Source organism: Brachybacterium sp. FME24 (genome assembly GCF_014897705.1).
Taxonomy (GTDB): Bacteria; Actinomycetota; Actinomycetes; order Actinomycetales; family Dermabacteraceae; genus Brachybacterium.
On the sequence record NZ_JABUXV010000016.1, the window covers coordinates 1 to 22,627 of the forward strand.

Sequence of the window (22,627 nt, forward strand, 5' to 3'; positions counted from 1 at the left end):
CCCGTTCCTTCATCCCCGCTCCGTGACTACAACGTCATGACCCGCAACACCTAGCGGCGATCAGAGGGGCAGATCGACTCCGCGACTGTGAGCCTCGGCCCGCTGCGGCGGTCCTGGAATCTGCGCGGCACCACGGATCCCGATCTCAGCCGCGGAGCACGGGCTCGACGCCCTGCGCCGCGGCTGGCTCGAGGTCGGCGCCGGGCACGAGCGTCTCGGCCTCGGAGTCCCCCTTCGGGTCGGTTGCCTGATCGCGGGCCCGCGAGAGCGCACGGCCGGGCAGGGCGTAGAGGAATCCCGTCGCGGGGCGCGCCAGTACGGCGAGCACGCAGATCCCGAGAGTGACCAGGAAGTACAGCGCGAAGGTCGCACGTCCCGCGGCGAGATCGATATGTCGGCCGAGGATCTCGATGACCGGCAGGTGCACCAGGTACGGCACGATCGAATTGCGCCCGATCCACTCGAGCGCACGTACCGGCCGGACCCGCGGGAGCCGCTGCGCGACCCCGATCGCGGCGATGACGCCGAGCAGTACGGCGAGCTGTGAGATCACCGGGATCGCGGGCTCGAGGTCGATCCGCGCGGCGTAGCCCGCCCAGGCTGCGGCGACCAGGAGAGCGGGGACCAGGATCGCGATCGGCACGGTGCGCGCGGCGAGGACGCGCCGCAGCGCCGCTCCCGCGAAGAAGAACACGGCGTAGTAGAGGAACTTGTCCGGCCGGTTCCCGGACACATCGAGCTCAACGCCCAGCAGCGGCAGCGCTGTCCACCCGGCGATGCTGGCCAGGGCGAGCCAGCCGGGCGGGATATACCGCGTCACCAGGCCGACGACGTAGTACAGGAACAGCGCCACCAAGAACCAGGTGTAGATGCCGTTGAGCCACCACAGCGGGTCGGCGCCGAACGCCCACCCCATGATCGGGAGCATCACCGCTGACCAGATCAGCCAGGGCCACAGAAGGCTGCGGGCTTTGCCGGAGAGATAGCGCGCGGTGGGCTTCTCGAGCGACCGGGCCAGCAGCAGACCGGAGGCGAACAGCAGCACCGGCATCCGGAACGGCGCCGTCGCCTCGGACAGCACCACCATCTCGTGGGGTGTGGAACCGTCCCAGATCTGCTGGACCAGGCGGAGGTGGTGACCGATCACCAACATGATCGCCGTGCCCCGCAGCAGGTCCATCCAGTGCTGCCGCCCGCTCGGGGCCACGGTCTCTGAGGAAATCATCCGATTGAGGGTAGTCGGGCTAGCCGTGCGCTCTGCGCACCCTGCGCGGTCAGCGCGTCGCGAACCCCGCCTGGCGCCGGTCGTCGTGCCCCGTCCGAGTATTCACCTGCGCCGGCTCTCGCGCGGGACTACCGTGCGCGATGACACGGATCCGCGTCACCACGGCACGTCGACCGAGGAGAGACATGACCGAGCCACGCACGTACCCGCAGGGCGTCCCCTCCTGGGTGGACGTCGAGACCGATGACCTCGACTCCGCGACCGCGTTCTACGGCGAGCTGTTCGGCTGGACCTTCACCGAGGCGACGGCGCCAGGTGCCGGCTCACGCTATCTGGTCGGGCAGCTCGACGGACAGGACGTCGCCGGGATCAGTGCGCCGGCGCGCACCGCGCAGACCGGCCCGGGCTGGACCACGTACATCGCCGTCGAGGATGCCGAGGTGACCGCCGCCCACATCCAGGCGGCGGGCGGGCGGATCCTGCAGGGCCCAACCGAGTGCGGATCCGCCGGGCGCTCCACCCTCGCGGAGGACCCGGCCGGCGTCACCTTCGGGCTCTGGCAGGCCGGTGAGCATCACGGCGCCCAGGTCGCGAACGCGCCCGGCGCGTGGAACTTCAGCGGCCTCCGCGCGAGGGACCCCTCCGTCGTCACGGACTTCTACACCGGAGTCTTCGGGTGGCAGCTGCAGGACGCCGGCTTCGCCACCCTGGTCCGGCTGCCGGGCTACGGGGACCATCTGCGCGACACCATCGATCCGGAGATCTACGCCCGCCAGGCCGCCATCGGAGACGACGGCACCTTCGCCGATGCCGTCGCCTGGCTGGGGGCGGCCGGCGACGACGAGTCCCCGCACTGGCGCGTCAGCTTCACCGTCGCCGATCGCGACGCCGCCGGAGTGGACGTGGAGCGGCTCGGGGGGACCGTGGTGGACCGACTCGACGTCGAGTGGAGCCGCGAGGCGACGATCCGCGACCCGCGCGGGGCGCTCTTCACGATCAGCCAGTTCCTGGCGTAACCCGCCACGAAGGACGCCGGCGAGGCCGGGCTGGTGCCCCGCCTCCCCGGCGTCGAGTCACCTCACGGCGCGCGCCGTGGGGCCGCGCGCACGCTCAGCTGTTCGCCTCGGCGTCCTCGCGGCGCTGGTCCTGGTAGTCGCTGACGTCCTCGCCCACCCAGACCTCGACGTTCTTGATCTCCGGCAGGTCGGAGGAGACGAAGATCGGATCCAGCCCCTGGGCACGCTGGTCGTTGTAGTGACGCAGCAGCTTGAACGCGGTGGGCGCGAGCAGGGCGATCACCACCAGGTTGACCAGGGCGATGAACACCATGCTCACCCCGGCGATCGTCCAGGCGAGGTCCACGGCGATCACGGAGCCGATGAGCACCAGGGCGACGACGGCGGCACCGAAGGCGATGTGCCATCCGCGCTTGGCGGTGATGAAGTGCATGTTGGCCTCTCCGTAGGAGAAGTTCCCCAGCACCGAGGTGAAGGCGAGCAGGAACATGATCACTGCGAGCAGGATCGCGGCCCAGCCGCCGAGGTTGTCGGTCAGCGACTGCTGCACCATCATCAGGCCCTCGCCGCCGACGGAGACGTCCGGGAAGGCGACCAGCACGATGAACGCGGTGATCGAGCAGATCAGGAGCGTGTCGAAGTAGACGCCGAAGGTCTGCACCAGGCCCTGCTTGACCGGGTGGCTGACCGACGCGGTGGCGGCGACGTTGGGGACCGAACCCATGCCGGCCTCGTTGGAGAGCATGCCGCGCTGGACGCCGTTGACCAGTGCCGCGCCGAAGCCGCCGCCGATGGCTGCCTGCGGGCTGAAGGCCTCGGTGACGATCTGGGTGATCACGCGGGGCACCTCACCGAGGTTCATGCCGACGATGACGATGCCGACGAGCAGGTAGATCGCGGCCATGATCGGCACCATGTTCTGGGCCACGGTGGCCACGCGGCGCATCCCGCCGAACACGATCACGCCGGTGAGAACCGCGAGCAGCACGCCGAGCACGATGGGCAGCCACGACAGCGCCTCGGGGTCGGTGTACACCGCGACGGCCCCGGAGAAGGCATCGACGATGGTGTTGGCCTGCAGCGAGGTGAAGGCGAACGCGAAGCAGAAGATGAACAGGATCGCGAAGAACAGGCCGAACTTCCGGCTGCCCAGCCCGCGCGCGATGTAGAACGCGGGGCCGCCCTTGTAGGTGTCGTCCGCACGGGTCTTCCACAGCTGCGCGAGGGTGGACTCGATGAAGCTGGCTGCCCCGGTGAGCAGGCACATCACCCACATCCACAGCACCGCGCCCGGACCGCCGAGGAAGATCGCCCCGGCCACGCCGGAGATGTTCCCGGTGCCCACACGCGCTGCCGCGGAGATGGAGAACGCTTGGAAGGCGCTGAGGGACTTGGTGCGCTCGGTGCGCGCCCCGCCCTCACCGACGTGCTCACGCTGGGCCTTCTGGGTGATCGCGCCGAACATCGCCGGGATCATCCGGAACTGGACGCCCTTGGAGCGGATCGTGAAGTACAGACCGAGCACGATGACCACGGGCATCCCTGCCCAGGTCCATAGCCAGCCCTCCGCGTTTCCAAGAAATTCGTTGAGTGATTCGAGGGGGTTCATGGCCCCGACGGTACCGAGTGGACACGGATCCGGCAGGCGAAGCGCCCACCTCGAGATGCGGGTCGGTTCCTTTGACCCTCGCGCGCACGAGGAAGCGTGGTTCTCGGCGGTAGCGTGACGCACCCCACACGGCTTCATGATTCCCACCCCGAAACCCCCTGCCACGAGCCACATCACCGCAGGCCAGCACACATGGCCCGAGGTTGTCCGACAATCCGACTGTCGGGGCCCTCGCGGTCACGTTTGGGTCACGACACTCCGAGGCACCCCCCTCGAACCGACCCCCCGGGTCCACATCCGTCGCTGATCTCGATACCGTTGGGGACCGTTATGGGCCAGCTGACTAAGAGTTCCGAAAACCATCCTTCGACTCGACGTACGACTCGATCCACCACCGAGAGCTCCGGCTCCGACCTCGAGATCACCATCCCTGTCCACCGCCAGGGCGCTGATATGTGGCGCGTGGCCCGCGACAGCGGAACGCTGGACCTCAACACCTCCTACGCCTACCTGCTGATGGCTCGCGATTTTGCGGGAACCTCCCGCCTCGCCCTCCAGGACGGCGAAGTCGTCGGCTTCGTCCTCGGCTACCAGCGCCCCTCCGACCCCGAGTGCCTCTTCGTCTGGCAGATCGCCGTCGACGAGTCCATGCGCGGCCACAAGGTCGCGGCACGGATGCTGGACGCACTGCTGGACGACCTGCCGACCATCGGCACCCTGGAGACCACCATCACCGAGGACAACATGGCGTCGCAGCGTCTGTTCTCCTCCTTCGCCGAGCGCCATGGCGCAGCCCACCGGATCGAGCAGCTCTTCGAAGAGGGCGACTTCCCGGATCCCGGGCACGGTGCGGAACTGCTCCACGTGATCTCAGGCCTCCGCCCCGGCAGCTGACCGGCGACCCACCGCTGCACCCGTCGACACGGGCGCTTCCGTGCGCCCCGACACCCCAGACCACCCGCACTCCACCCTCAGGGAGAGAACATGACCGCGATCGTCCCCACCTCCACCACCGAGCTCGAGTCCGAGGTCCGCAGCTACTCCCGCAGCTGGCCCACCACCTTCACCCACGCGAAGGGTTCCACCCTGACCGCCGAGGACGGCCGCGAGTACACCGACTTCTTCGCCGGCGCCGGCACCCTGAACTACGGCCACAACCACCCCGAGCTGAAGAAGGTCGTCATCGACCACTTCCTCGAGGACCGCGTGGTGCACGGCCTGGACATGTTCACCGACGTGCGCCACAAGTTCCTGGAGACCTTCAACTCGACGATCCTCGAGCCCCGTGGGCTGGACTACAAGGTCGCCTTCCCCGGCCCGGGCGGCACCAACGCCGTCGAGGCGGCCCTCAAACTGGCCCGCAAGGTCACCGGCCGCGAATCGATCGTGAACTTCACGAACGCCTTCCACGGCATGACCCTGGGCGCCCTGTCCGTCACGGGCAACTCCCTCAAGCGCGGCGGCGCCGGCATCCCGCTGGTCCACGCCACCCCGATGCCGTTCGACGACTACTTCGGCCAGGTCGTCCCGGACTTCATGTACCTCGAGCGTCTGCTCACCGACGGCGGCAGCGGACTGAACAAGCCCGCCGCCGTGATCGTCGAGACCGTCCAGGGCGAAGGCGGCATCAACGCGGCCCGCGCCGAGTGGCTGCGCGGACTCTCCGATCTGTGCACCAAGCACGAGATCCTGCTGATCATCGATGACATCCAGATGGGCTGCGGCCGCACCGGCGGGTTCTTCAGCTTCGAAGAGGCCGGCATCAAGCCCGACATGGTCACGCTGTCGAAGTCCATCAGCGGCTACGGCCTGCCGATGGCGCTGACCCTGCTCAAGCCGGAGCTCGACATCTGGGAGCCCGGCGAGCACAACGGCACCTTCCGTGGCTTCGGCCCCGCCTTCGCGACCGCGACCAAGGCCTTCGAGCTGTTCTGGAGCGACGACGAGCTCGAGAAGTCGACCATCGCCAAGGGCGCCTACGTCGAGAGCCGCTTCAACCAGATCGCCGCCCGCCACGCCGACGAGCACGAGCTGATCGTCAAGGGCCGCGGCCTCGCCCGGGGACTCCAGATGCCCACCGGCGAGCTCGCCGGCCAGGTCACCGCGCGCGCCTTCGAGGAGGGCCTGCTGGTGGAGACCTCCGGCCCGTCCGACGAGGTCGTCAAGCTGCTGCCCGCGCTCACCATCCCCGATGACCAGCTCCGAGGCGGACTGGACATCATCGATCAGGCCGTCGCCGAAGCGCTGTCCGCCTGAGCGACCCCACTCCCCGTCGGCCCGCCCCACCCGGAGCGGGCCGACGTCCCTGAGCGCTCGCTCGGGAGCACGACCCTGCACATCCACGGAGAGGACCCCTCACCCATGCTCGTTCGCACCCTCGCGGAGATCGAAGACACCGACGCAGACATCAAGTCGGAGACCTGGCGCAGCAAGCGCATCATCCTGGCCAAGGAGGGCGTCGGCTTCTCAGTGCACGAGACCACGCTGTACGCCGGGACCGAGAGCATGTTCTGGTACGCCAACCACATCGAGGCAGTGTTCATCACCCAGGGCGAGGGTGAGATCGAGGACCTGGCCACCGGTGAGAAGCATCAGCTGGCCCCCGGCACCATCTACCTGCTCAACGACCACGACAAGCACATCGTGCGTCCGCGCACGGAGATCAAGTGCGTGTGCGTGTTCAACCCGCCGGTGACCGGCCGCGAGGTGCACGACGAGAACGGCGTGTACCCGCTGGTGACCGAGGACGCCTAAGCCTCGTGCGCTGACCCCGCCGCACCAGACGGTGCCGGGCGGCGCAGGCCGAAGGGCCCACCGGGAGCAACGCTCCTGGTGGGCCCTTCAGTCATACGCGGGTGCCTCAGCCGACGGCGACTGCCCCGCCGCGCGCCCGATCGATCGCGGCGATCCAGGCCCTGCGACCGGTGACCACGAAGCTGTGCACCGTCCCGTCGCCCACCGTCGCCTCGATCGAGTTCGGGATCACCGGGAGCTTCCCGAGCAGCTTCGTCCATGCGGGCGTCACCTCGGTGATCGCGCCCACCGGGATCTGGAACATCGTCGACTGCAGGTTCAGCGCGTGCGGGGCGTGCACCAGGCGCAAGCTGGTCAGGTAGAGCGTCCCGCCCACCGTCTCCGCGCCGCGCTGCATGTTCGCCGAGCCTGCCTTCAGCGGGCGCTCCCCCGGTTCGAGATCGACGGGGACCTGCGCAGGATCGGTCACGATCGTGCCGAGCGCTTGCGCACGATCAGCAGGATCACGCCGGTCGCGAGGAGCACGAACCCGAGGAAGCCGCCGCCCAGGCCGAGCAGGATCCCGCCGACGGCTCCGAAGATGCCGCCGATGGAGACGGGCGGGCCGACCGCGACCGGGGTGCCCGCACAGTCCACGGTGTACTCGCCGGCCTCGTTCGCGGTGATCGAGTCGAAGGACTCCCAGTTCTTCCCGTCGAGGGAGGTCGAGCTGGTCTGCGCCGTGCCCTCACCGATGGCTTCCTGCGACGGCGCGGTGATGTCGCAGGTGGGCACCTGCGTGCCTTCCTCGACATAGAACTGCAGCACGTCACCCTCCTCAGCGGTGATCGAGCCCGAGCCGCTGTCGAAGACCTCGATGTCGTTGACGCCCCCGACGGTGCTGGTGATGCCGATCGCGGCGAGCACGATGCCGGCGATCACGCTGATCAGCAGAATGATGCCGCCGACGATGAGGAGGATGTGGGGAACCTTGCCGAACTTCTTCGGGCCGGGCGCTGTGCCGGGCGCGTGCTGGGGGCCCTGGGGTGGCATGGGAGCAGAGTGCGGGACGGTCACGGGGGGCCTCCTGGGATAGGGCTGCGACCGTTCCAGAATAGCTCCCGCGGTGCGATTCCCACCCGGCACCGAACCGAGCCGGCCGCCCTAGACTCGTCCCCATGCCCGATCCTCTCGTCCTCACCGCCGATGTCAGGACGGAGTTGGTCGAGAAGCGCTCCCGCTTCCTCACCCGTCTGCACCGGGTCACCGCGGTCGAGGAGGCCGAGGTGCTGATCCGGGCCGCGCGTCGTGATCACCCCGATGCCCGCCACCACTGCACCGCGCTGGTGATCGGCGAGACCGCGCACAGCGCCGAGATGAACCGCTCGAACGACGACGGGGAACCGGCCGGAACTGCCGGGATGCCGATGCTGCAGTCGCTGCTGCACGCCGAGCTGGTGGACACCCTCGCGATCGTGATCCGCTACTTCGGAGGTATCAAGCTCGGGGCCGGCGGTCTGGTGCGCGCGTACACCGCAGGCGTCGAGCAGGCGATCGGCGCCGCGACGCTGCTGCGCCGCACCCAGCTGGTGATCGCGGAGCTCGAGGTGCCGCTCGCGGAGGCCGGCCTCGCCGAGAACGCGGTGCGGATCTGGGCTGCGGCGCAGGCCGCGCAGGTGGAGCCCACGCGGTACTCCTCACGAGGGGCGACCCTGACCGTCCTGGTTCCCCCGGAGGATCTGGAGGCGCTGTCGGCCGATACCGCCCGCTGGTCCTCGGGCCGGGTCACTGTGCGGGACGTCGGCCGCCGTACGGCCGACGTGCCGCGCTGAGCTGTGCAGGTCCGCGCAGGCCTGTGCAGGCACGGGCTCTGACCCGCAGACACAGCACGATGCAGACACGACGACGGCGCCGCCCCGGAGTATCCGGAACGGCGCCGCCATAGATCAGCCGACGAGCGGCCGAGACGCGATGACCTGAGGTCAGGCGCGGGTCTTGCCCTTGTTCTTCGTCACCAGGCCGTAGATGGCCATGACGATGATGGCGCCGATCACGGCGAGCAGAATGGTGCCGATGCTCCACGGGTTGTCCATGATGCCGCCGATGCCGTCGCCGCCGAAGAGGCCGCCGATGAATCCACCGACGATCGCGCCGATGACACCGAGAACAATGGTCAGACCGAGGCCCATGCCCTGCTTACCGGGCATGACGGCCCGTGCGAGGAGGCCGATGATGCCGCCGATGATGATCCAAGAAATGATGAGCCAGAGAAGTCCCATGATCGGAATTCCTATCTATGTGGGGGAAGAGAAAGGGTGTTGCAACGCTATTGTGCGCTCTGACGCCCCCATATCCGTGGATGCACGCGTCACTGCAGGTCACGCGGACGACCGGCTGGTTTGCCACCGTGAGGTAATCGTGACGAGCCGCGCGTGGGGCATGCTTCCGGTGGGAGCGCCGCGCGGGCAGAGGACGGACCCCGAATCGTGGTGGCGTGGACGACATCACGTCGCCATGTGACGCCTGGACACCTTCCCGTCACCTCGGTGTACGACAATCCCCTGGTGACCGTCATGCCGCACGCCCTCCTCCCCGAACTCCTCGCTGGTGACCGGGCTCCCGCCCCGAGCACCCTCGTCGAGATCTTCCGAAGCACCGCCTCCGAGTTCGGGGACGCCCTCGCGGTCGACAACGGTCTCGAACCGCTGACCTACTCCGAGCTGGACGAGGCGGCCACGGAGCTCGCCGCTCGGCTCGCCGAGCTCGGCGTGGGCCCGGGTGACAAGGTCGGCGTGCGCATCAAGTCCGGCACCACCGATCTCTATGTCGCGATCATCGGCATCCTCCTGGCCGGCGGCGCGTACGTCCCCGTCGACGCCGACGATCCCGACGAGCGCGCACGTGTCGTCGTCGAGGAGTCCGCGGCGGTGGCCCTCGTCGGCAACGGCCTGGTCATCACCCCCACGCCGGCGTCCCGCGCGGCCGTCCCCGGTACGCACCGGGAGGTGGAGCCCGGCGACGATGCCTGGGTCATCTTCACCTCCGGCTCCACCGGGAAGCCCAAGGGCGTCGCGGTCAGCCACCGGGGCGCCGCCGCCTTCGTCGAGGCCGAGTCCCGGATGTTCCTGCAGGAGCAGCCGATCGGTCCCGGCGACCGTGTGATGGCCGGCCTCTCCGTCGCCTTCGATGCCAGCTGCGAGGAGATGTGGCTGGCCTGGGCGTACGGTGCGTGCCTGGTTCCGGCGCCCCGCTCCCTGGTCCGCTCCGGGGTCGACGTCGGCCCGTGGCTGACCGCCAACCGCATCACCATCGTCTCCACCGTGCCCACCCTCGTGGCCCTGTGGCCCAACCAGGCCCTGACCGAGGTGCGACTGCTGATCATGGGCGGCGAGGCCTGCCCGCCCGAGCTCGCCCAGCGGCTCCAGGCCACCGGCCGCGAGGTCTGGAACACCTACGGTCCCACCGAGGCCACCGTCGTCGCCTGCGGGGCGCAGCTGGACGGCACGGACCCGGTGCGGATCGGTCTCCCCCTGGACGGCTGGGACCTCGCGGTCGTCGACGCCGAGGGGAACCCTGTCGCCGCCGGCGAATCCGGGGAGCTGATCATCGGCGGCATCGGCCTGGCCCGCTACCTCGACCCCGCCAAGGACGCCGAGAAGTACGCCCCCATGCCGTCCCTGGGCTGGGACCGCGCCTACCGCTCCGGCGACATCGTGCGCAATGACCCGGCGGGGCTCCTGTTCGCAGGTCGCGCCGACGACCAGATCAAGCTCGGGGGGCGTCGCATCGAGCTCGGCGAGATCGACGACCAGATGCTCCGCCTGCCCGGTGTGGTCTCCGCCGCCGCCGCCGTCCGCACCACCAAGTCCGGCAACAAGCTGCTGGTGGGCTACCTGACCGTCGACGAGGGATATGACTCCGGCGCCGCCTCTGCTCTGCTGCGCGAACGGATGCCCGCCGCCCTGGTGCCCCGCCTGGCCGTCCTCGACGAGCTGCCCACCCGCACCTCCGGCAAGATCGATCGGGATGCCCTGCCCTGGCCGCTGCCCACCCGCCGCGAGACATCCACCGCGCTGGCCGGCACGAGTGCCTGGATCGCGGAGATCTGGGCCGAGGTGCTGGGCGCCGACGTCACCTCTGCGGCCGACGACTTCTTCGACCTCGGCGGCGGCTCCCTGAGCGCCGCGCAGGTGGTCAGCCGTCTCCGCGAGAAGCACCCGGACGTCACCGTCGGCGACGTCTACAGCCACCCGCGCATCGCGGGTCTCGCCGCGCACCTCGACCAGCTGGGCGTCGCCACGACCCGCAGCGACCGCACGATCCAGCCGCTGCGCACTCGCACCCAGCTGGTCCAACTGCTCGCCCTGGTTCCCCTGCGCGCGCTGGCCGCGATGCGCTGGCTCAGCTGGTTGATGATCGCCTCGACGATCGGCGCCGCGCTCACCGAGCTGCCGTGGCTCACGCCGTTCCCCCTGTGGCTGCTGCTCCTCATGGGCGCGGTCTTCCTGCTCCCGCCCGGACGGATGACTCTGGCTGCAGGCCTGGCCCGGCTGCTCCTGCGCGGAGTGGAACCCGGCAGCCACCCCCGCGGCGGAAGGGTGCACCTGCGGCTCTGGCTGGCCGAGAAGATCCAGGAGGAGCTCGGGGCCGCGGGCCTCGCCGGAGCCCCGTGGTTCCCCTACTACGCGCGGCTGCTGGGGGCACGGATCGGCCGCGACGTCGACCTGCACTCCCTCCCGCCGGTCACCGGCATGCTCACGATCGGTGCAGAGGCCTCGATCGAGCCGGAGGTGGACCTGGCCGGATACTGGATCGACGGCGACCGCCTCCGCCTCGGCCGCGTGCGGATCGGCAAGCGGGCCCGGATCGGCGCCCGCAGCACCCTGGGCCCCGGCGCCCTGATCGGGCGGCGGGCCGAAGTGGCCCCCGGCTCCTCCGTGCTCGGCGAGGTCCCGGACGACGAGTTCTGGTCCGGCTCCCCCGCCGAGCACCAGGCCGCCGCCCGCGGACCCTGGTCGACCGAGGCTCCGCCGAAGGGACGGCTCTGGCTGCTCGTCTACGGCCTGGTCGCCGTGCTGATCGCGTCGCTGCCTGGCGTCTCCCTGCTGGTCGGTGCCGCGGTGCTCCTGCCGGCCGTGGCGGGCACGGCCACTCTGGCGGCGGCGCTCCTGGCCGCGCTGGTGTGGCTGCCGCTGGCGGCCCTGGCCGCGTTCGGGGCCCTGATGCTGATGGTGCTCGCCCTCACCCGACTCTTCGCTCTCGGCATCCGCCCGGGCCACCGCCCGGTGCGCTCCGCCGGAGGAGTCTGCATCTGGGGCACGCTGCGGCTGCTCGACGAGTCCCGCACCTGGCTGTTCCCGATCTACTCCGGCGCCCTCACCCCGACCTGGCTGCGCCTGCTCGGAGCCCGGATCGGCAAGGGCGTGGAGGCCTCCACGGTGCTCCTGATCCCGAGCCTGGTCCACGTGAACGACCACGCCTTCCTCGCCGATGACACCCTGGTCGGCTCCTACGAGCTCGGCGGCGGCTGGATACGCGTGGAACGGGTCAAGGTGGGCAAGCGCGCCTTCGTGGGCAACTCCGGGATGCTCGCCCCTGGCCGCAAGGTCCCCAAGCAGTCCCTGGTCGCCGTGCTCTCCGCTGCCCCGCGCCGCACCGCTGCGAAGGCCGGCACCTCCTGGCTGGGCAGCCCGCCGCGCAAGCTGCGGCGCACCCAGGACGACCAGGACGAGGGCCGCACCTACGATCCGCCGATGCGACTCCACGTGTACCGCGGCCTGGTCGAGACCTGCCGCATCCTCCCCCTGCTGCTGTCCGCGGCGCTGCAGGTCGCGGTCGGCGCGACCCTGCTCTGGCTGCTCACCCTCACGGATCTCGGGGTCGTGCTCGCCCTGGTCCTCGGCGGGCCGGTGCTGATGGCAGCCAGCCTCGTCGCCGCACTCATCACGGTGGCCGCGAAGTGGACGATCATCGGGCGCCACACAGCCGGCGAGCACGCCCTGTGGACGTCCTTCGTGTGGCGCAGCGAGCTGGCCGACACCTTCACCGAGGTCCTCGCCGCCCCCTGGTTCGCCCAGGTCACCTCCGGCACCGTCGCACTGAACGCCTGGCTGCGACTGCTCGGCGCCAAGATCGGGCCAGGCGTGTGGTGCGAGTCGTACTGGCTTCCCGAGACGGACCTGGTCGAGCTCGGCGCCGGATCGACCGTCAATCGTGGCTGTGTGGTCCAGACCCACCTCTTCCACGACCGCGTGCTCAGCATGGATACCGTCGAGCTCGGTGCGGGCGCGACCTTGGGACCCGGTAGCGTCATCCTTCCGGCCGCGCGCATCGATCGCCACGCGACGGTCGGACCGGTCTCGTTGGTCATGCGAGGTGAGAGTGTTCCCTCGGGAACACGGTGGACAGGAAACCCGATCGGCCCGTGGGAGGACGACGAATGAGCAGCACGACGACACCCTCCGCGAATTCCGCGAAGGCCGGGAGCACCAGCGGCAGCACCGCGCCCCCGGCAGGCGACGGGAGTGCTGGGAGTGATCCCTACGTGCCGGGTCACGGCGACCCGTCCTACGAGGTGCTCCACTACGACCTGAGCCTCCTCTACAAGATCGATTCCAACCGCCTCGACGGCGACGCCACCCTGCGCTGCCGTGCACTCAGGGAGACAGACGTCCTCCGTCTGGACCTGCACACGTTGCGGGCCCAGAAGGTGTTCGTCGGTGGTCGCCCCCAGAAGGTCACGCAGCACAAGGACCGGATCGTGATCCGGTATCCGGTGCGCGCCGGCGACGAGTTCGAGATCCGGGTGAAGTACGCCGGCAAACCCCGCCAGGTGCCCTCGCGAGTGCACGGCGCCGCTGGCTGGGAAGAGCTGACCGACGGGGTCATCGTCGCCGCACAGCCGCACGGCGCCCCGTCCTGGTTCCCGTGCAACGACCGCCCCGACAACAAGGCGAGCTACTCCCTCGCCGTCGCCGCGCCGCCGGACTACTACGTCGCCGTGGCCGGGGAGCTCGTCGGCACTCGACGCAGCGGCGCCCTGGTGACCTGGACCTACGAGCAGACCGCGCCGATGCCCACCTATCTCGCGACCGTTCAGATCGGGCGCTACGAGGTGCTCGAGCAGCTGGGCGCCCCGGTTCCGGTACGCACCATCGCGTCGCCCAAGCTGGACGTCGAGGAGTTCGCGGCATCCTTCGGCCGGCAGCCGGAGATGATCAGCTTCTTCAGCCGTCTCTTCGGCGACTATCCCTTCTCCTCGTACACCGCGGTCATCACCGAGGACGACCTCGAGATCCCGCTGGAGTCCCAGGGCCTGTCCACCTTCGGCCTGAACTTCGTCGACTCGGACTGGGACGCCGTGCGCCTGGTCGCCCACGAGATCTCCCACCAGTGGTTCGGCAACGCGGTGACACTGCGCCGGTGGCAGGACATCTGGCTGCACGAGGGCTTCGCCTGCTACAGCGAGTGGCTGTGGGCCGAGGAATCCGACGTCTCGACCGTCCAGGACCAGGTGGACGAGCACCACGCATTGCTCGCCGGCCTCCCGCAGGACCTGCTGCTGGCAGATCCCGGGGCGAAGCTCATGTTCGATGACCGCCTCTACAAGCGCGGCGCCCTGACCGCGCACGCCCTGCGGGTGCGGGTGGGCGATGAGACGTTCTTCGAGATCCTGCGCACCTGGGTCGCAGAGCACCAGGGCGCAAACGTCACCACCGAGATGTTCGTCGAGCACGCTGCCGGCCTCGCCGGTGAGGATCTCGATGACCTGTTCGGAGCCTGGCTGTTCTCGACCGCGCTGCCCGCGTGCCCACGCGGCTCCTGAGCACCCGAGCTCACTGCAGCGCGTACGCCGCGCAGTACCCCTGGGGCGCCGGCACGTCGACGACCTCGAAGTCGGCGACCCGGATCGAGCTCATCGGGGTATCGAGCCCGTCACCGAGCAGCTTGAGGATCGCCTCCTTGCGGCACCACATCGCCGCGCGCTCCTGCGCGGTGCTCGCGTGGCCGGACTCGCTGGGGTGCAGCACCAGGCCAGGGTCCCAGCCGGCAGCGACCGCCGCGACCGATTCGATGTCGACACCGATCCGCGCCGTGCCGCTCACGGCGGTGAGCAGGTGCGGCCCGCAGCGCGAGAGACTCACCCCGACCTCATCCCGTCGGCCGATCGCGCGCGCCCAGGGCCTGCCGTGCGCGGCGGAGCCGCAGCGCCCGCAGGACCTGCCCACGCGGACCTCGGCCGCCGGAGCCCCGAGCAGCTCCGCGACACGGCGGCGCAGGATCACGTCGGCGTCCTCTCCGACGCGGTGACGCTGGATCGGTGACACCACGCTCCACGTCCTCTCGTCGGCCTCGGCATCGGTGATCCAGGGCTCCATCGGGTCCAGGAGAGACCGGAGGGGCCGGGCGAGATCGCCCGGCCCCTCCGACGTGCTGCGGGAAGTCATGCTCTCGGCATGCCTCCCGGCGGACTCAGAAGTCCCAGTCGTCGTCCTCGGTCTCGACGGCCTTGCCCATGACGTAGCTGGAGCCCGAGCCGGAGAAGAAGTCGTGGTTCTCGTCCGCGTTCGGGGACAGTGCGGCCAGGATCGCCGGGTTCACCTCGACCGAATCCTGCGGGAACAGGCCCTCGAAGCCGAGGTTCATCAGCGCCTTGTTGGCGTTGTACCGCAGGAAGGTCTTGACCTCCTCGGTCCAGCCGACCGGGTCGTAGAGATCCTCGGTGTACTCCTCCTCGTTCTCGTACAGCTCCATGAGCAGCGAGAACGTGTACTCCTTGAGCTCCGCGCGGCGTTCCGGGGAGGCCTTCTCCATGGCCTTCTGGAACTTGTAGCCGATGTAGTACCCGTGGACGGCCTCGTCGCGGATGATCAGGCGGATGATGTCCGCGGTGTTCGTCAGCTCGCCGTGGCTGGAGTAGTGCATCGGCAGGTAGAAGCCGGAATAGAAGAGGAAGGACTCCAGCAGCGTGGAGGCGACCTTGCGCTTCTCGGGATCGTCGCCCGCGTAGTAGCCCATGACGATCTGGGCCTTCTTCTGCAGCGGCTCGTTGAACTCGCTCCAGCGGAACGCCTCGTCGATCTGCTTCGTGTCCGACAGGGTCGAGAAGATCTGCGAGTAGGACTTCGCGTGCACCGACTCCATGAACGCGATGTTGGTGTACACCGCCTCCTCGTGAGGGGTGATCGAGTCGGGGATCAGCGAGACCGCTCCGACCGTGCCCTGCACCGTGTCCAGGAGCGTGAGCCCTGTGAACACGCGCATCGTCAGGGTCTTCTCCTGCTCGGGCAGGCGGTTCCAGGACTGGATGTCGTTGGACAGCGGAACCTTCTCCGGAAGCCAGAAGTTGCCGGTCAGGCGGTCCCACACCTCCTGGTCCTTCGGATCCGGCATCCGGTTCCAGTTGATCGCCTGGACCGTCGTCTTCAGGTGGTCGTTCACCGCAGCCTCACTGTCAAAAGATTGGGGGGTCAGTCGGAGCCAGTCTAGGCAGTGGGGCCCACGACCGGCGGCACCGGAGCGCCCCCGGCGCGGTGGGAAGGGACACCTCCCCCGACGGGACGAGACCCCGGGGCCTCCGCGCGCCGGACGGGCCCGGGACGACGACGCGGCCGGCCCCGCGGACCTGCGCCGAACCATGACAGTCCTCCGACTTTCGTCGTGGGACATCACCCCAGCGCATCGATAGGTTCAGGGCATCGCGCGGCACGAGAGCCGCTGCTGAACCGGTGGGCTCCGCCCACGGAACCCACCTTGGAGAGGTCCCGTCGTGACCAGCTCGGCCGCCCCCCGCTCGACCGTCACCGACCCGCCCGCAGCGCGCCGCTCGCTCGCGCCGGACATCGCCCGCGGGCTCATGCTCGCGCTGATCGCGATCGCCAATGTGTCGTGGTTCCTGTGGGGGCACGAGAGCTCGGTGGGCATGAGCCCACACGTCCCACCCGCCGGAGCGGCCGATTCCGTCGTCCAAATCCTCATGACGATCGCCGTCGATCATCGGGCGATGCCGCTGTTCGCCTTCCTGTTCGGCTACGGCATGGTGCAGTTCTACCGTTCCCGCGTGGATAGGGGCCTGACCGCGCAGATCGTGCGGAGGATGATGCGCCGGCGCCACTGGGCAATGCTGCTGCTGGGCCTGCTGCACGCCGCCCTGCTGTTCTACGGCGACATCCTCGGTGCGTACGCAGTCGGGGGGCTGCTGCTGGTGTGGATCTTCTTCGGCCGACGCACCCGCACCCTGGTCGTATGGATCGCCGTGCTGGTCGGGATCATGGCGCTGTTCGCTCTCTTCTCCATCGTCAGCGCTCTGGCCCTGGTGTTCTTCGCACCGCCGGAGGCCACCGCCGCCATGGAATCGAGCAGTGTCGAGATGGGCTTCGTGCGCAACCTCGCCTACGGCCAGCCGTACCTGGTCACCATCCTGGCCCGGCTCGGGTTCTGGCTGGTGGGGCTGCTGCCGATGGCGCTGGTCGCCGCCCCGGTACCGATCCTGCTGGGGTGGCTGGCCGCCCGGCACCGCGTGCTCGACGAGCCCTGGCGGCACACCCGGCTGCTCACCCGAGTCGCGATCGGCGCGATCGCGTTCGGGTGGCTGGGCGGGATGCCCGACGCCCTGACGTACGCCGGGATCATCCCGCTGCCCGACGAGGTGGCCTGGGCGTTCTCCGGTCTCACCGCGCTGTCCGGCACGGTGTGCGGCATCGGCTACGCGGCGGCCTTCGGCCTGCTAGCCGCACGCCTGGAGGGACGCCCGGCCGCCCCCGCGCCCGCTGCGCCCGCGCTCGACCGTGCGGCCCGCCGGCTGGCCCGACGGGAGTCCGCGGCGGCCGAGGCGGTGACGGCACCGGCCGCGCGCGCCTACGGTGTGCCGGCCGCGCACGAGGCGCCCGAACCGACGAGGACGCTCGGCCCCGTCCCGCGCGCGCTGAGCGCCGTGGGGCAGCGATCGCTGACCTTCTACCTGTTCCAGTCGCTGCTGCTGGCTCCCCTGATGGCGGCATGGGGCCTCGGCCTCGGGGGACACCTGGGCACGGCGACAGCCGTCGCCATCGCCTTCGGCGTCTGGCTGCTCTCCCTGCCGCTCGCCGCACTCATGGACTCCCGGAACCTGCGCGGGCCGGCCGAGCTGCTGCTGCGACGGATGACCTACGGGGCGCACGACCGTTCACGGCCCGACGCCCCCACCTCGGACACGAGGCCCAGCGCCTGACGCGTCGACCCGAGCGCGCACCGGCGCCGGGCGCCGGGACGAGACGACACGGGACGACACGGGACGACACGGGACGAGCGTTGCGATACTACGTCTGCCGTAGTACGTTGGGCGCACTACTTCAGCTCGACTCCTGCTCCGGAAGGGGGACTCTGCGTGATTGGAGCTGACGCGATCCGCGGGCACATCGATCTGATCCTCCTGGCGATCCTCGAGACCCGCCCGTCGTACGCCTACGAACTCTCCAAGACGATCACGGACCGCTCGCGCGGCGAGTACGTCGTCAAGCAGACCACCCTCTACACCGCCGTGAAGCGCCTGCAGTCCCACCGACTACTGGACAGCTACGAGGACGTCTCCTCCTCGGGCAAGCCGCGCACGTACTACAAGATCACCCCCGACGGTCACGACCAGCTCGACGCGAAGCGCGCCGAGTGGCGCAGCACCCGTGCACTCGTCGACCACTTCGCAGAAGGGCAGGACACAGCGTGAACGTCATCGACTCCTACCTCGACACCCTTTTCGCCCCCTACCCCGACTCCGCACGGATGCGCGAGGCCAGGTCGGAGCTGGGCGCCATGATGGAGGACAAGCAGCAGGGCCTCTTGGACGACGGTTTCACCGAGCCCCAGGCCATCGGCAAGGTCATCGCCGAGTTCGGCAGCCTCGAAGAGGTCGCACCGGTGCTGGGCATCAGCACCGAACTGGGCGGCTCCTCCTTCGCCGAGGCGCAGGAGCCCTCGCACGTGAGCCCCGAGCGCGCCGAGGAGTACGTCGCCGCGGTCCGCCGCTCCCAATGGATGCCGGCCGTGGCGGTCCCGATGTTCGTGCTCAGCGCCGTGCCACTGCTGCTGCTGTTCGCCGCCACCGGAAGCGCCTCACCCCAACCGCCCCCCTGGGCCACCGGCACGGGCCTGGTCCTGCTGCTGGTCATGGTCGGCGCCGCGGTGATGCTCCTGGTCGCGCGGGACGCGAAACTCGGCGACTTCTCAGATCTCGAAGAGGGCGATTTCGATCTGAGCCCGCCGGTGCGCCGTTTCGCGAAGGACCTGAAGCGCCAGAACCGCCGCGCGGTCGCGATAGCCGTGGCGATCGCGATCATGCTGTGGATCCTGTCCGCGGTTCCGACGATCCTCGCCGGCCTGGCCGCCGAACCCGAGGGGACCGGCACGCTGTACGGGGTGAGCCTGACCCTGATGATGGTGGCACTCGGACTGTGGGTCCTGCTGCGCCAAGGATGGTCCGATCAGGCCGCCGACAACCTCCTGAAGGAGAGCGAGGACGAGGACTCCCCCGACTGGAGCACCTCCCCGGCGATACGCGCGATCGCGGCTCTGTACTGGCCGGTCATCGTGGCGATCTATCTGGCGTGGAGCTTCATCTGGGGCGCCTGGGAGATCAGCTGGGTGCTGTGGCCCGTGGCCGGAGTGCTCTACGCCGGCCTGTGGAGTCTGAACGTCGCCGTCGGCCGCCATCCGGAGGGAACGGCCACCGGTCGCAGCAGTGCCTGAGTGACGACGACACCTGCTCAGTGCCGCAGTGACGCAGAACAAGAGGGCGGGCACCCGGATCTCCGGATGCCCGCCCTCTCGTCGTGGTCAGGAACTCACAGCATGCAGCTGACGCAGCCCTCGACCTCGGTGCCCTCGATCGCCAACTGACGCAGGCGGATGTAGTAGAGCGTCTTGATGCCCTTGCGCCAGGCGTAGATCTGCGCCTTGTTGATGTCGCGCGTGGTGGCGGTGTCCGGGAAGAACAGCGTCAGCGACAGGCCCTGGTCCACGTGCTGCGTGGCCTCGGCGTAGGTGTCGATGATCTTCTCGAAACCGATCTCGTACGCATCCTCGTAGTACTCGAGGTTGTCGTTGGTCATGTACGGCGCGGGGTAGTAGACCCGGCCGATCTTGCCTTCCTTGCGGATCTCGATCTTGGAGACGATCGGGTGGATCGACGAGGTCGAGTGGTTGATGTAGGAGATCGAACCGGTCGGCGGCACCGCCTGCAGGTACGCGTTGTACATGCCGTGGGCCTTGACCTCCTCGCGCAGCTGCTTCCAGTCCTCCTGGGTGGGCAGGTGCACGCTGGAGTTCTCGAACAGGCCCCGGACCTTCTCGGTGCGGGGCTCCCACACCTGGTCCGTGTACTTGTCGAAGTACTCTCCGGTGCCGTACGTGGAGTTCTCGAAGTCGTAGAACTTCTCGCCGCGCTCCTTGGCGATCTTGTTCGACGCCTGGATGGCGTTGAACGTGACCGCGTAGAAGTACATGTTCGTGAAGTCCAGGCCCTCTTCGGAGCCGTAGAAGATCGACTCGCGAGCAAGGAAGCCGTGGAGGTTCATCTGCCCCAGGCCGATCGCGTGCGACTTGCGGTTGCCCTCGGCGATGGTCGGCACCGACTCGATGTCGGAGTGATCCGAGACGGAGGTCAGGCCGCGGATCGCGGTCTCGATCGTGCGACCGAAGTCGTCCGAGTCCATCGCCTTGGCGATGTTCAGCGAGCCGAGGTTGCAGGAGATGTCGCGCCCCAGCTCCTCGTACGTCAGGTCCACGTTCATGCTCGACGGCGTCGAGACCTGCAGGATCTCGGAGCACAGGTTCGAGTGGGTGACCTTACCCGGGATCGGGTTGGCGCGGTTCACCGTGTCCTCGAACATGATGTACGGGTAGCCGGACTCGAACTGGATCTCCGCCAGGATCTGGAAGAAGTCGCGCGCCTTGATCTTCTTCTTGGAGATCCGCGGGTTGTCGACCATGTCGTGGTAGACCTCGGAGACGTTCACCTCGGCGAACGGCTTGCCGTACTCGCGCTCCACGTCGTACGGGGAGAACAGGTACATCGGCTCGTTATTCTTGGCGAGCTCGAAGGTGATGTCGGGGATGACCACGCCGAGGGAGAGGGTCTTGATGCGGATCTTCTCGTCGGCGTTCTCGCGCTTGGTATCCAGGAAACGCAGGATGTCGGGGTGGTGGGCGTTGAGGTACACCGCACCGGCGCCCTGACGGGCCCCGAGCTGATTCGCGTAGGAGAAGGAGTCCTCCAAGAGCTTCATCACGGGGATGACGCCGCTGGACTGGTTCTCGATGTGCTTGATCGGCGCACCGTACTCGCGCAGGTTGCTCAGCAGCAGCGCCACGCCGCCGCCGCGCTTGGACAGCTGCAGCGCAGAGTTGATGGAGCGACCGATCGACTCCATGTTGTCCTCGATGCGCAGCAGGAAGCAGGAGACGAGCTCACCGCGCTGGGCCTTGCCGGCATTGAGGAAGGTGGGGGTGGCCGGCTGGAAACGGCCGTCGAGGATCTCGTCGACGAGGTTGCGAGCGAGCTGCTCGTCGCCCTCGGCGAGAGCGAGGGCGACCATGACGACGCGGTCCTCGAACCGCTCCAGGTAGCGGTTGCCGTCGAACGTCTTCAGCGTGTACGAGGTGTAGTACTTGAACGCGCCGAGGAAGGTCGGGAAGCGGAACTTCTTCGCGAAGGCCTGCTCCGACAGCGACTCCACGAAGGCGAAGTCGTACTGCTCGATGACCGCGGCCTCGTAGTACTTGTTCTCGATCAGGTAGTCGAGCTTCTCCCGCAGCGAGTGGAAGAACACCGTATTGGGGTTCACGTGCTGCAGGAAATATTCGCGCGCCGCGAGCCGATCCTGCTCGAACTGGATCTTGCCGTCCGCTCCGTAGAGGTTCAGCATCGCGTTCAGCGCGTGGTAGTCGAGCTGCCTGTTGTGCTCGACCGGGGGCATCTCGGTCAGTGTCGCCAAAACTCTTCCAATCCGTCGTGGACCCGCTGCACATCGCGAGGGGTTCCGAACAGTTCGAACTTGTACATGTGGGGGACGCGGCACTTGGTGGAGATGACATCCCCAGCCAAGCAGTACGCCTCTCCGAAGTTGGTGTTGCCAGCACCGATCACGCCCCGGATCAGGGTCCGGTTGCGTTCATCGTTGAGGAATTTGATGACCTGCTTGGGCACGGCACCGCGGCCGTTGCCCCCGCCATAGGTCGGGACCACCAGGACGAACTCCTCGTCGGCGACGAGGTGCTCCTCCTGGGGATAGAGAGGGATGCGGTGGGCCGACATCCCGAGCTTCTCGACGAAGCGGTGCGTGTTGCCCGAGACCGAGGAGAAGTAGACGAGGTTCGTCACGCCGACACCTCCGTGCAGCCGATCAGATGGCAGTGGCGTGACGCTGCGCGCCGGCACCCGCCACGATCGCCTTGATCTTGTCGGGGCGGAAGCCGGACCAGTGGTCCTGCTCGGTGATGACGACAGGAGCCTGCGCGTAGCCCATCGACTTGATGCGGGTGAGGGCGTCGGCATCCTCGGTGATGTCGACGACGTCGTAGGCCACGCCCGCCTTGTTGAGGGCGCGCTTGGTGGCGTCGCACTGCACGCAGAGGGGCTTGGAGTACACGGTGATGTCCAAGGGAAGGGGCCTTTCTCGAGCGCCGCGCCGGCGGCGCGAAGAGGATGGTTCTAGCAGGTGGTTCAGGAGGTCCGAAGACCGTGCCGCAGAGCTCCGAGCCCTTCGCGCCGCCCCCGCATCTGTGCTTCCGATGCGGCGGCAGGTCCCCGGGAAGACCGGATCACTGCAACGACATCAACACTACACCTAGTGGTGCCCGGACGCGACGACCACAAGATGTACTGAGTTACAACCCTGTCATCCACAATCGAGTGTTGATGGACTGTGGATGGATCGGGAGGACTGGGGACATCGTGCGGCGGCCACGCACGAAAGCCGAGGATGCATGCACAGAGCAGTGTGGATGACGGGTCCGACAGCCCTCCTCAGCGGTGGACGACGGACCGTCCTCCCCCGCCCGAAAGGGCCGGGA

The 22,627-nt window shown here is 68.7% G+C and carries 20 protein-coding genes; 10 read left to right on the forward strand and 10 right to left on the reverse strand.

Annotated elements, in window-relative coordinates; translation table 11 throughout:
• Positions 1-145: 145 nt before the first annotated feature.
• Positions 146-1,225, reverse strand: coding sequence for an acyltransferase (locus tag INT51_RS16645; RefSeq protein ID WP_193106463.1), 1,080 nt, complete (start codon positions 1,223-1,225; stop codon positions 146-148).
• Between the two features lie 185 nt (positions 1,226-1,410).
• On the opposite strand from INT51_RS16645, the gene INT51_RS16650 reads away from it, so the two are divergent.
• Positions 1,411-2,241, forward strand: coding sequence for a VOC family protein (locus INT51_RS16650; protein WP_193106464.1), 831 nt, complete (start codon positions 1,411-1,413; stop codon positions 2,239-2,241).
• 94 nt (positions 2,242-2,335) lie between these two features.
• On the opposite strand, the gene INT51_RS16655 is transcribed toward INT51_RS16650, so the two are convergent.
• Positions 2,336-3,850: a sodium:alanine symporter family protein gene (locus INT51_RS16655; protein WP_193106465.1), complete on the reverse strand. Its 1,515-nt coding sequence runs from the start codon at positions 3,848-3,850 to the stop codon at positions 2,336-2,338.
• Positions 3,851-4,180: 330 nt separating this feature from the next.
• On the opposite strand from INT51_RS16655, the gene ectA reads away from it, so the two are divergent.
• The 3 genes from ectA (at position 4,181) to INT51_RS16670 (ending at position 6,604) form a co-directional block, all read left to right on the forward strand.
• On the forward strand, positions 4,181-4,744 hold the full coding sequence (ectA, locus tag INT51_RS16660) for a diaminobutyrate acetyltransferase (protein ID WP_193106466.1): 564 nt from the start codon (positions 4,181-4,183) through the stop codon (positions 4,742-4,744).
• Between the two features lie 90 nt (positions 4,745-4,834).
• Complete coding sequence (gene ectB, locus INT51_RS16665; protein WP_193106467.1) at positions 4,835-6,106, forward strand: diaminobutyrate--2-oxoglutarate transaminase; 1,272 nt, start codon at positions 4,835-4,837, stop codon at positions 6,104-6,106.
• Between the two features lie 105 nt (positions 6,107-6,211).
• The gene (locus tag INT51_RS16670; protein ID WP_193106468.1) at positions 6,212-6,604 is read left to right on the forward strand and encodes an ectoine synthase; all 393 of its coding nucleotides are present in this window, start codon (positions 6,212-6,214) and stop codon (positions 6,602-6,604) included.
• Between the two features lie 106 nt (positions 6,605-6,710).
• On the opposite strand, the gene INT51_RS16675 is transcribed toward INT51_RS16670, so the two are convergent.
• Both INT51_RS16675 and INT51_RS16680 read right to left on the reverse strand, forming a co-directional pair.
• On the reverse strand, positions 6,711-7,073 hold the full coding sequence (locus tag INT51_RS16675; protein WP_193106469.1) for a GRAM domain-containing protein: 363 nt from the start codon (positions 7,071-7,073) through the stop codon (positions 6,711-6,713).
• Positions 7,070-7,636, reverse strand: a complete 567-nt coding sequence (locus INT51_RS16680) for a hypothetical protein (protein ID WP_193106470.1) — start codon at positions 7,634-7,636, stop codon at positions 7,070-7,072. Before INT51_RS16680 ends, INT51_RS16675 begins: the two co-directional genes overlap by 4 nt.
• Before the next feature lie 125 nt (positions 7,637-7,761).
• Here INT51_RS16680 and INT51_RS16685 point away from each other — a divergent pair, with 125 nt between their 5' ends.
• Positions 7,762-8,415, forward strand: coding sequence for a YigZ family protein (locus tag INT51_RS16685; protein ID WP_193106471.1), 654 nt, complete (start codon positions 7,762-7,764; stop codon positions 8,413-8,415).
• A gap of 150 nt (positions 8,416-8,565) precedes the next feature.
• Here the strand turns inward: INT51_RS16685 and INT51_RS16690 are convergent, their stop codons facing one another.
• Entirely contained in the window at positions 8,566-8,862 is a 297-nt protein-coding gene (locus INT51_RS16690; protein ID WP_193106472.1) for a GlsB/YeaQ/YmgE family stress response membrane protein, read from the reverse strand.
• 294 nt (positions 8,863-9,156) lie between these two features.
• Here INT51_RS16690 and INT51_RS16695 point away from each other — a divergent pair, with 294 nt between their 5' ends.
• Together INT51_RS16695 and INT51_RS16700 are read left to right on the forward strand one after the other, a co-directional pair.
• Positions 9,157-13,026, forward strand: a complete 3,870-nt coding sequence (locus INT51_RS16695) for a Pls/PosA family non-ribosomal peptide synthetase (RefSeq protein ID WP_193106544.1) — start codon at positions 9,157-9,159, stop codon at positions 13,024-13,026.
• On the forward strand, positions 13,023-14,408 hold the full coding sequence (locus tag INT51_RS16700; RefSeq protein WP_193106473.1) for a M1 family metallopeptidase: 1,386 nt from the start codon (positions 13,023-13,025) through the stop codon (positions 14,406-14,408). The genes INT51_RS16695 and INT51_RS16700 overlap by 4 nt, the downstream gene beginning before the upstream one ends.
• A gap of 10 nt (positions 14,409-14,418) precedes the next feature.
• Here the strand turns inward: INT51_RS16700 and INT51_RS16705 are convergent, their stop codons facing one another.
• Positions 14,419-15,030 carry a 4'-phosphopantetheinyl transferase superfamily protein gene (locus INT51_RS16705; RefSeq protein ID WP_193106474.1) on the reverse strand — a complete coding sequence of 204 codons (612 nt, stop codon included), beginning with the start codon at positions 15,028-15,030 and terminating at the stop codon, positions 14,419-14,421.
• A 25-nt stretch (positions 15,031-15,055) separates the two neighbouring features.
• Positions 15,056-16,024, reverse strand: a complete 969-nt coding sequence (gene nrdF, locus INT51_RS16710) for a class 1b ribonucleoside-diphosphate reductase subunit beta (protein ID WP_193106475.1) — start codon at positions 16,022-16,024, stop codon at positions 15,056-15,058.
• Positions 16,025-16,352: 328 nt separating this feature from the next.
• Between nrdF and INT51_RS22755 the strand changes: the two genes are divergently transcribed.
• The 3 genes from INT51_RS22755 to INT51_RS16725 all read left to right on the forward strand — a co-directional run bounded on the left by INT51_RS22755 (position 16,353) and on the right by INT51_RS16725 (position 19,303).
• On the forward strand, positions 16,353-17,792 hold the full coding sequence (locus INT51_RS22755) for a DUF418 domain-containing protein (RefSeq protein WP_304502226.1): 1,440 nt from the start codon (positions 16,353-16,355) through the stop codon (positions 17,790-17,792).
• Positions 17,793-17,948: 156 nt separating this feature from the next.
• Positions 17,949-18,284, forward strand: a complete 336-nt coding sequence (locus INT51_RS16720; RefSeq protein WP_193106476.1) for a PadR family transcriptional regulator — start codon at positions 17,949-17,951, stop codon at positions 18,282-18,284.
• Positions 18,281-19,303 carry a permease prefix domain 1-containing protein gene (locus INT51_RS16725; protein ID WP_193106477.1) on the forward strand — a complete coding sequence of 341 codons (1,023 nt, stop codon included), beginning with the start codon at positions 18,281-18,283 and terminating at the stop codon, positions 19,301-19,303. Before INT51_RS16720 ends, INT51_RS16725 begins: the two co-directional genes overlap by 4 nt.
• A 95-nt stretch (positions 19,304-19,398) precedes the next feature.
• On the opposite strand, the gene nrdE is transcribed toward INT51_RS16725, so the two are convergent.
• From nrdE to nrdH, 3 genes are read right to left on the reverse strand one after another with little or no spacing between them, the layout of a single operon-like run.
• Positions 19,399-21,531, reverse strand: coding sequence for a class 1b ribonucleoside-diphosphate reductase subunit alpha (gene nrdE, locus INT51_RS16730; protein WP_193106478.1), 2,133 nt, complete (start codon positions 21,529-21,531; stop codon positions 19,399-19,401).
• Between the two features lie 5 nt (positions 21,532-21,536).
• Positions 21,537-21,935: a class Ib ribonucleoside-diphosphate reductase assembly flavoprotein NrdI gene (nrdI, locus tag INT51_RS16735; RefSeq protein WP_193106479.1), complete on the reverse strand. Its 399-nt coding sequence runs from the start codon at positions 21,933-21,935 to the stop codon at positions 21,537-21,539.
• 22 nt (positions 21,936-21,957) lie between these two features.
• Positions 21,958-22,215: a glutaredoxin-like protein NrdH gene (nrdH, locus tag INT51_RS16740; RefSeq protein WP_193106480.1), complete on the reverse strand. Its 258-nt coding sequence runs from the start codon at positions 22,213-22,215 to the stop codon at positions 21,958-21,960.
• Positions 22,216-22,627 lie beyond the last annotated feature (412 nt).

Excerpts from the sequence above, each read along its gene's own strand:
- INT51_RS16645 (WP_193106463.1), bottom strand. The coding sequence starts at position 1,225 with ATGATTTCCTCAGAGACCGTGGCCCCGAGCGGGCGGCAGCACTGGATG.
- INT51_RS16650 (WP_193106464.1), top strand. The coding sequence starts at position 1,411 with ATGACCGAGCCACGCACGTACCCGCAGGGCGTCCCCTCCTGGGTGGAC.
- INT51_RS16655 (WP_193106465.1), bottom strand. The coding sequence starts at position 3,850 with ATGAACCCCCTCGAATCACTCAACGAATTTCTTGGAAACGCGGAGGGC.
- ectA (WP_193106466.1), top strand. The coding sequence starts at position 4,181 with ATGGGCCAGCTGACTAAGAGTTCCGAAAACCATCCTTCGACTCGACGT.
- ectB (WP_193106467.1), top strand. The coding sequence starts at position 4,835 with ATGACCGCGATCGTCCCCACCTCCACCACCGAGCTCGAGTCCGAGGTC.
- INT51_RS16670 (WP_193106468.1), top strand. The coding sequence starts at position 6,212 with ATGCTCGTTCGCACCCTCGCGGAGATCGAAGACACCGACGCAGACATC.
- INT51_RS16680 (WP_193106470.1), bottom strand. The coding sequence starts at position 7,636 with ATGCCACCCCAGGGCCCCCAGCACGCGCCCGGCACAGCGCCCGGCCCG.
- INT51_RS16685 (WP_193106471.1), top strand. The coding sequence starts at position 7,762 with ATGCCCGATCCTCTCGTCCTCACCGCCGATGTCAGGACGGAGTTGGTC.
- INT51_RS16690 (WP_193106472.1), bottom strand. The coding sequence starts at position 8,862 with ATGGGACTTCTCTGGCTCATCATTTCTTGGATCATCATCGGCGGCATC.
- INT51_RS16695 (WP_193106544.1), top strand. The coding sequence starts at position 9,157 with ATGCCGCACGCCCTCCTCCCCGAACTCCTCGCTGGTGACCGGGCTCCC.
- INT51_RS16700 (WP_193106473.1), top strand. The coding sequence starts at position 13,023 with ATGAGCAGCACGACGACACCCTCCGCGAATTCCGCGAAGGCCGGGAGC.
- INT51_RS16705 (WP_193106474.1), bottom strand. The coding sequence starts at position 15,030 with ATGACTTCCCGCAGCACGTCGGAGGGGCCGGGCGATCTCGCCCGGCCC.
- nrdE (WP_193106478.1), bottom strand. The coding sequence starts at position 21,531 with ATGCCCCCGGTCGAGCACAACAGGCAGCTCGACTACCACGCGCTGAAC.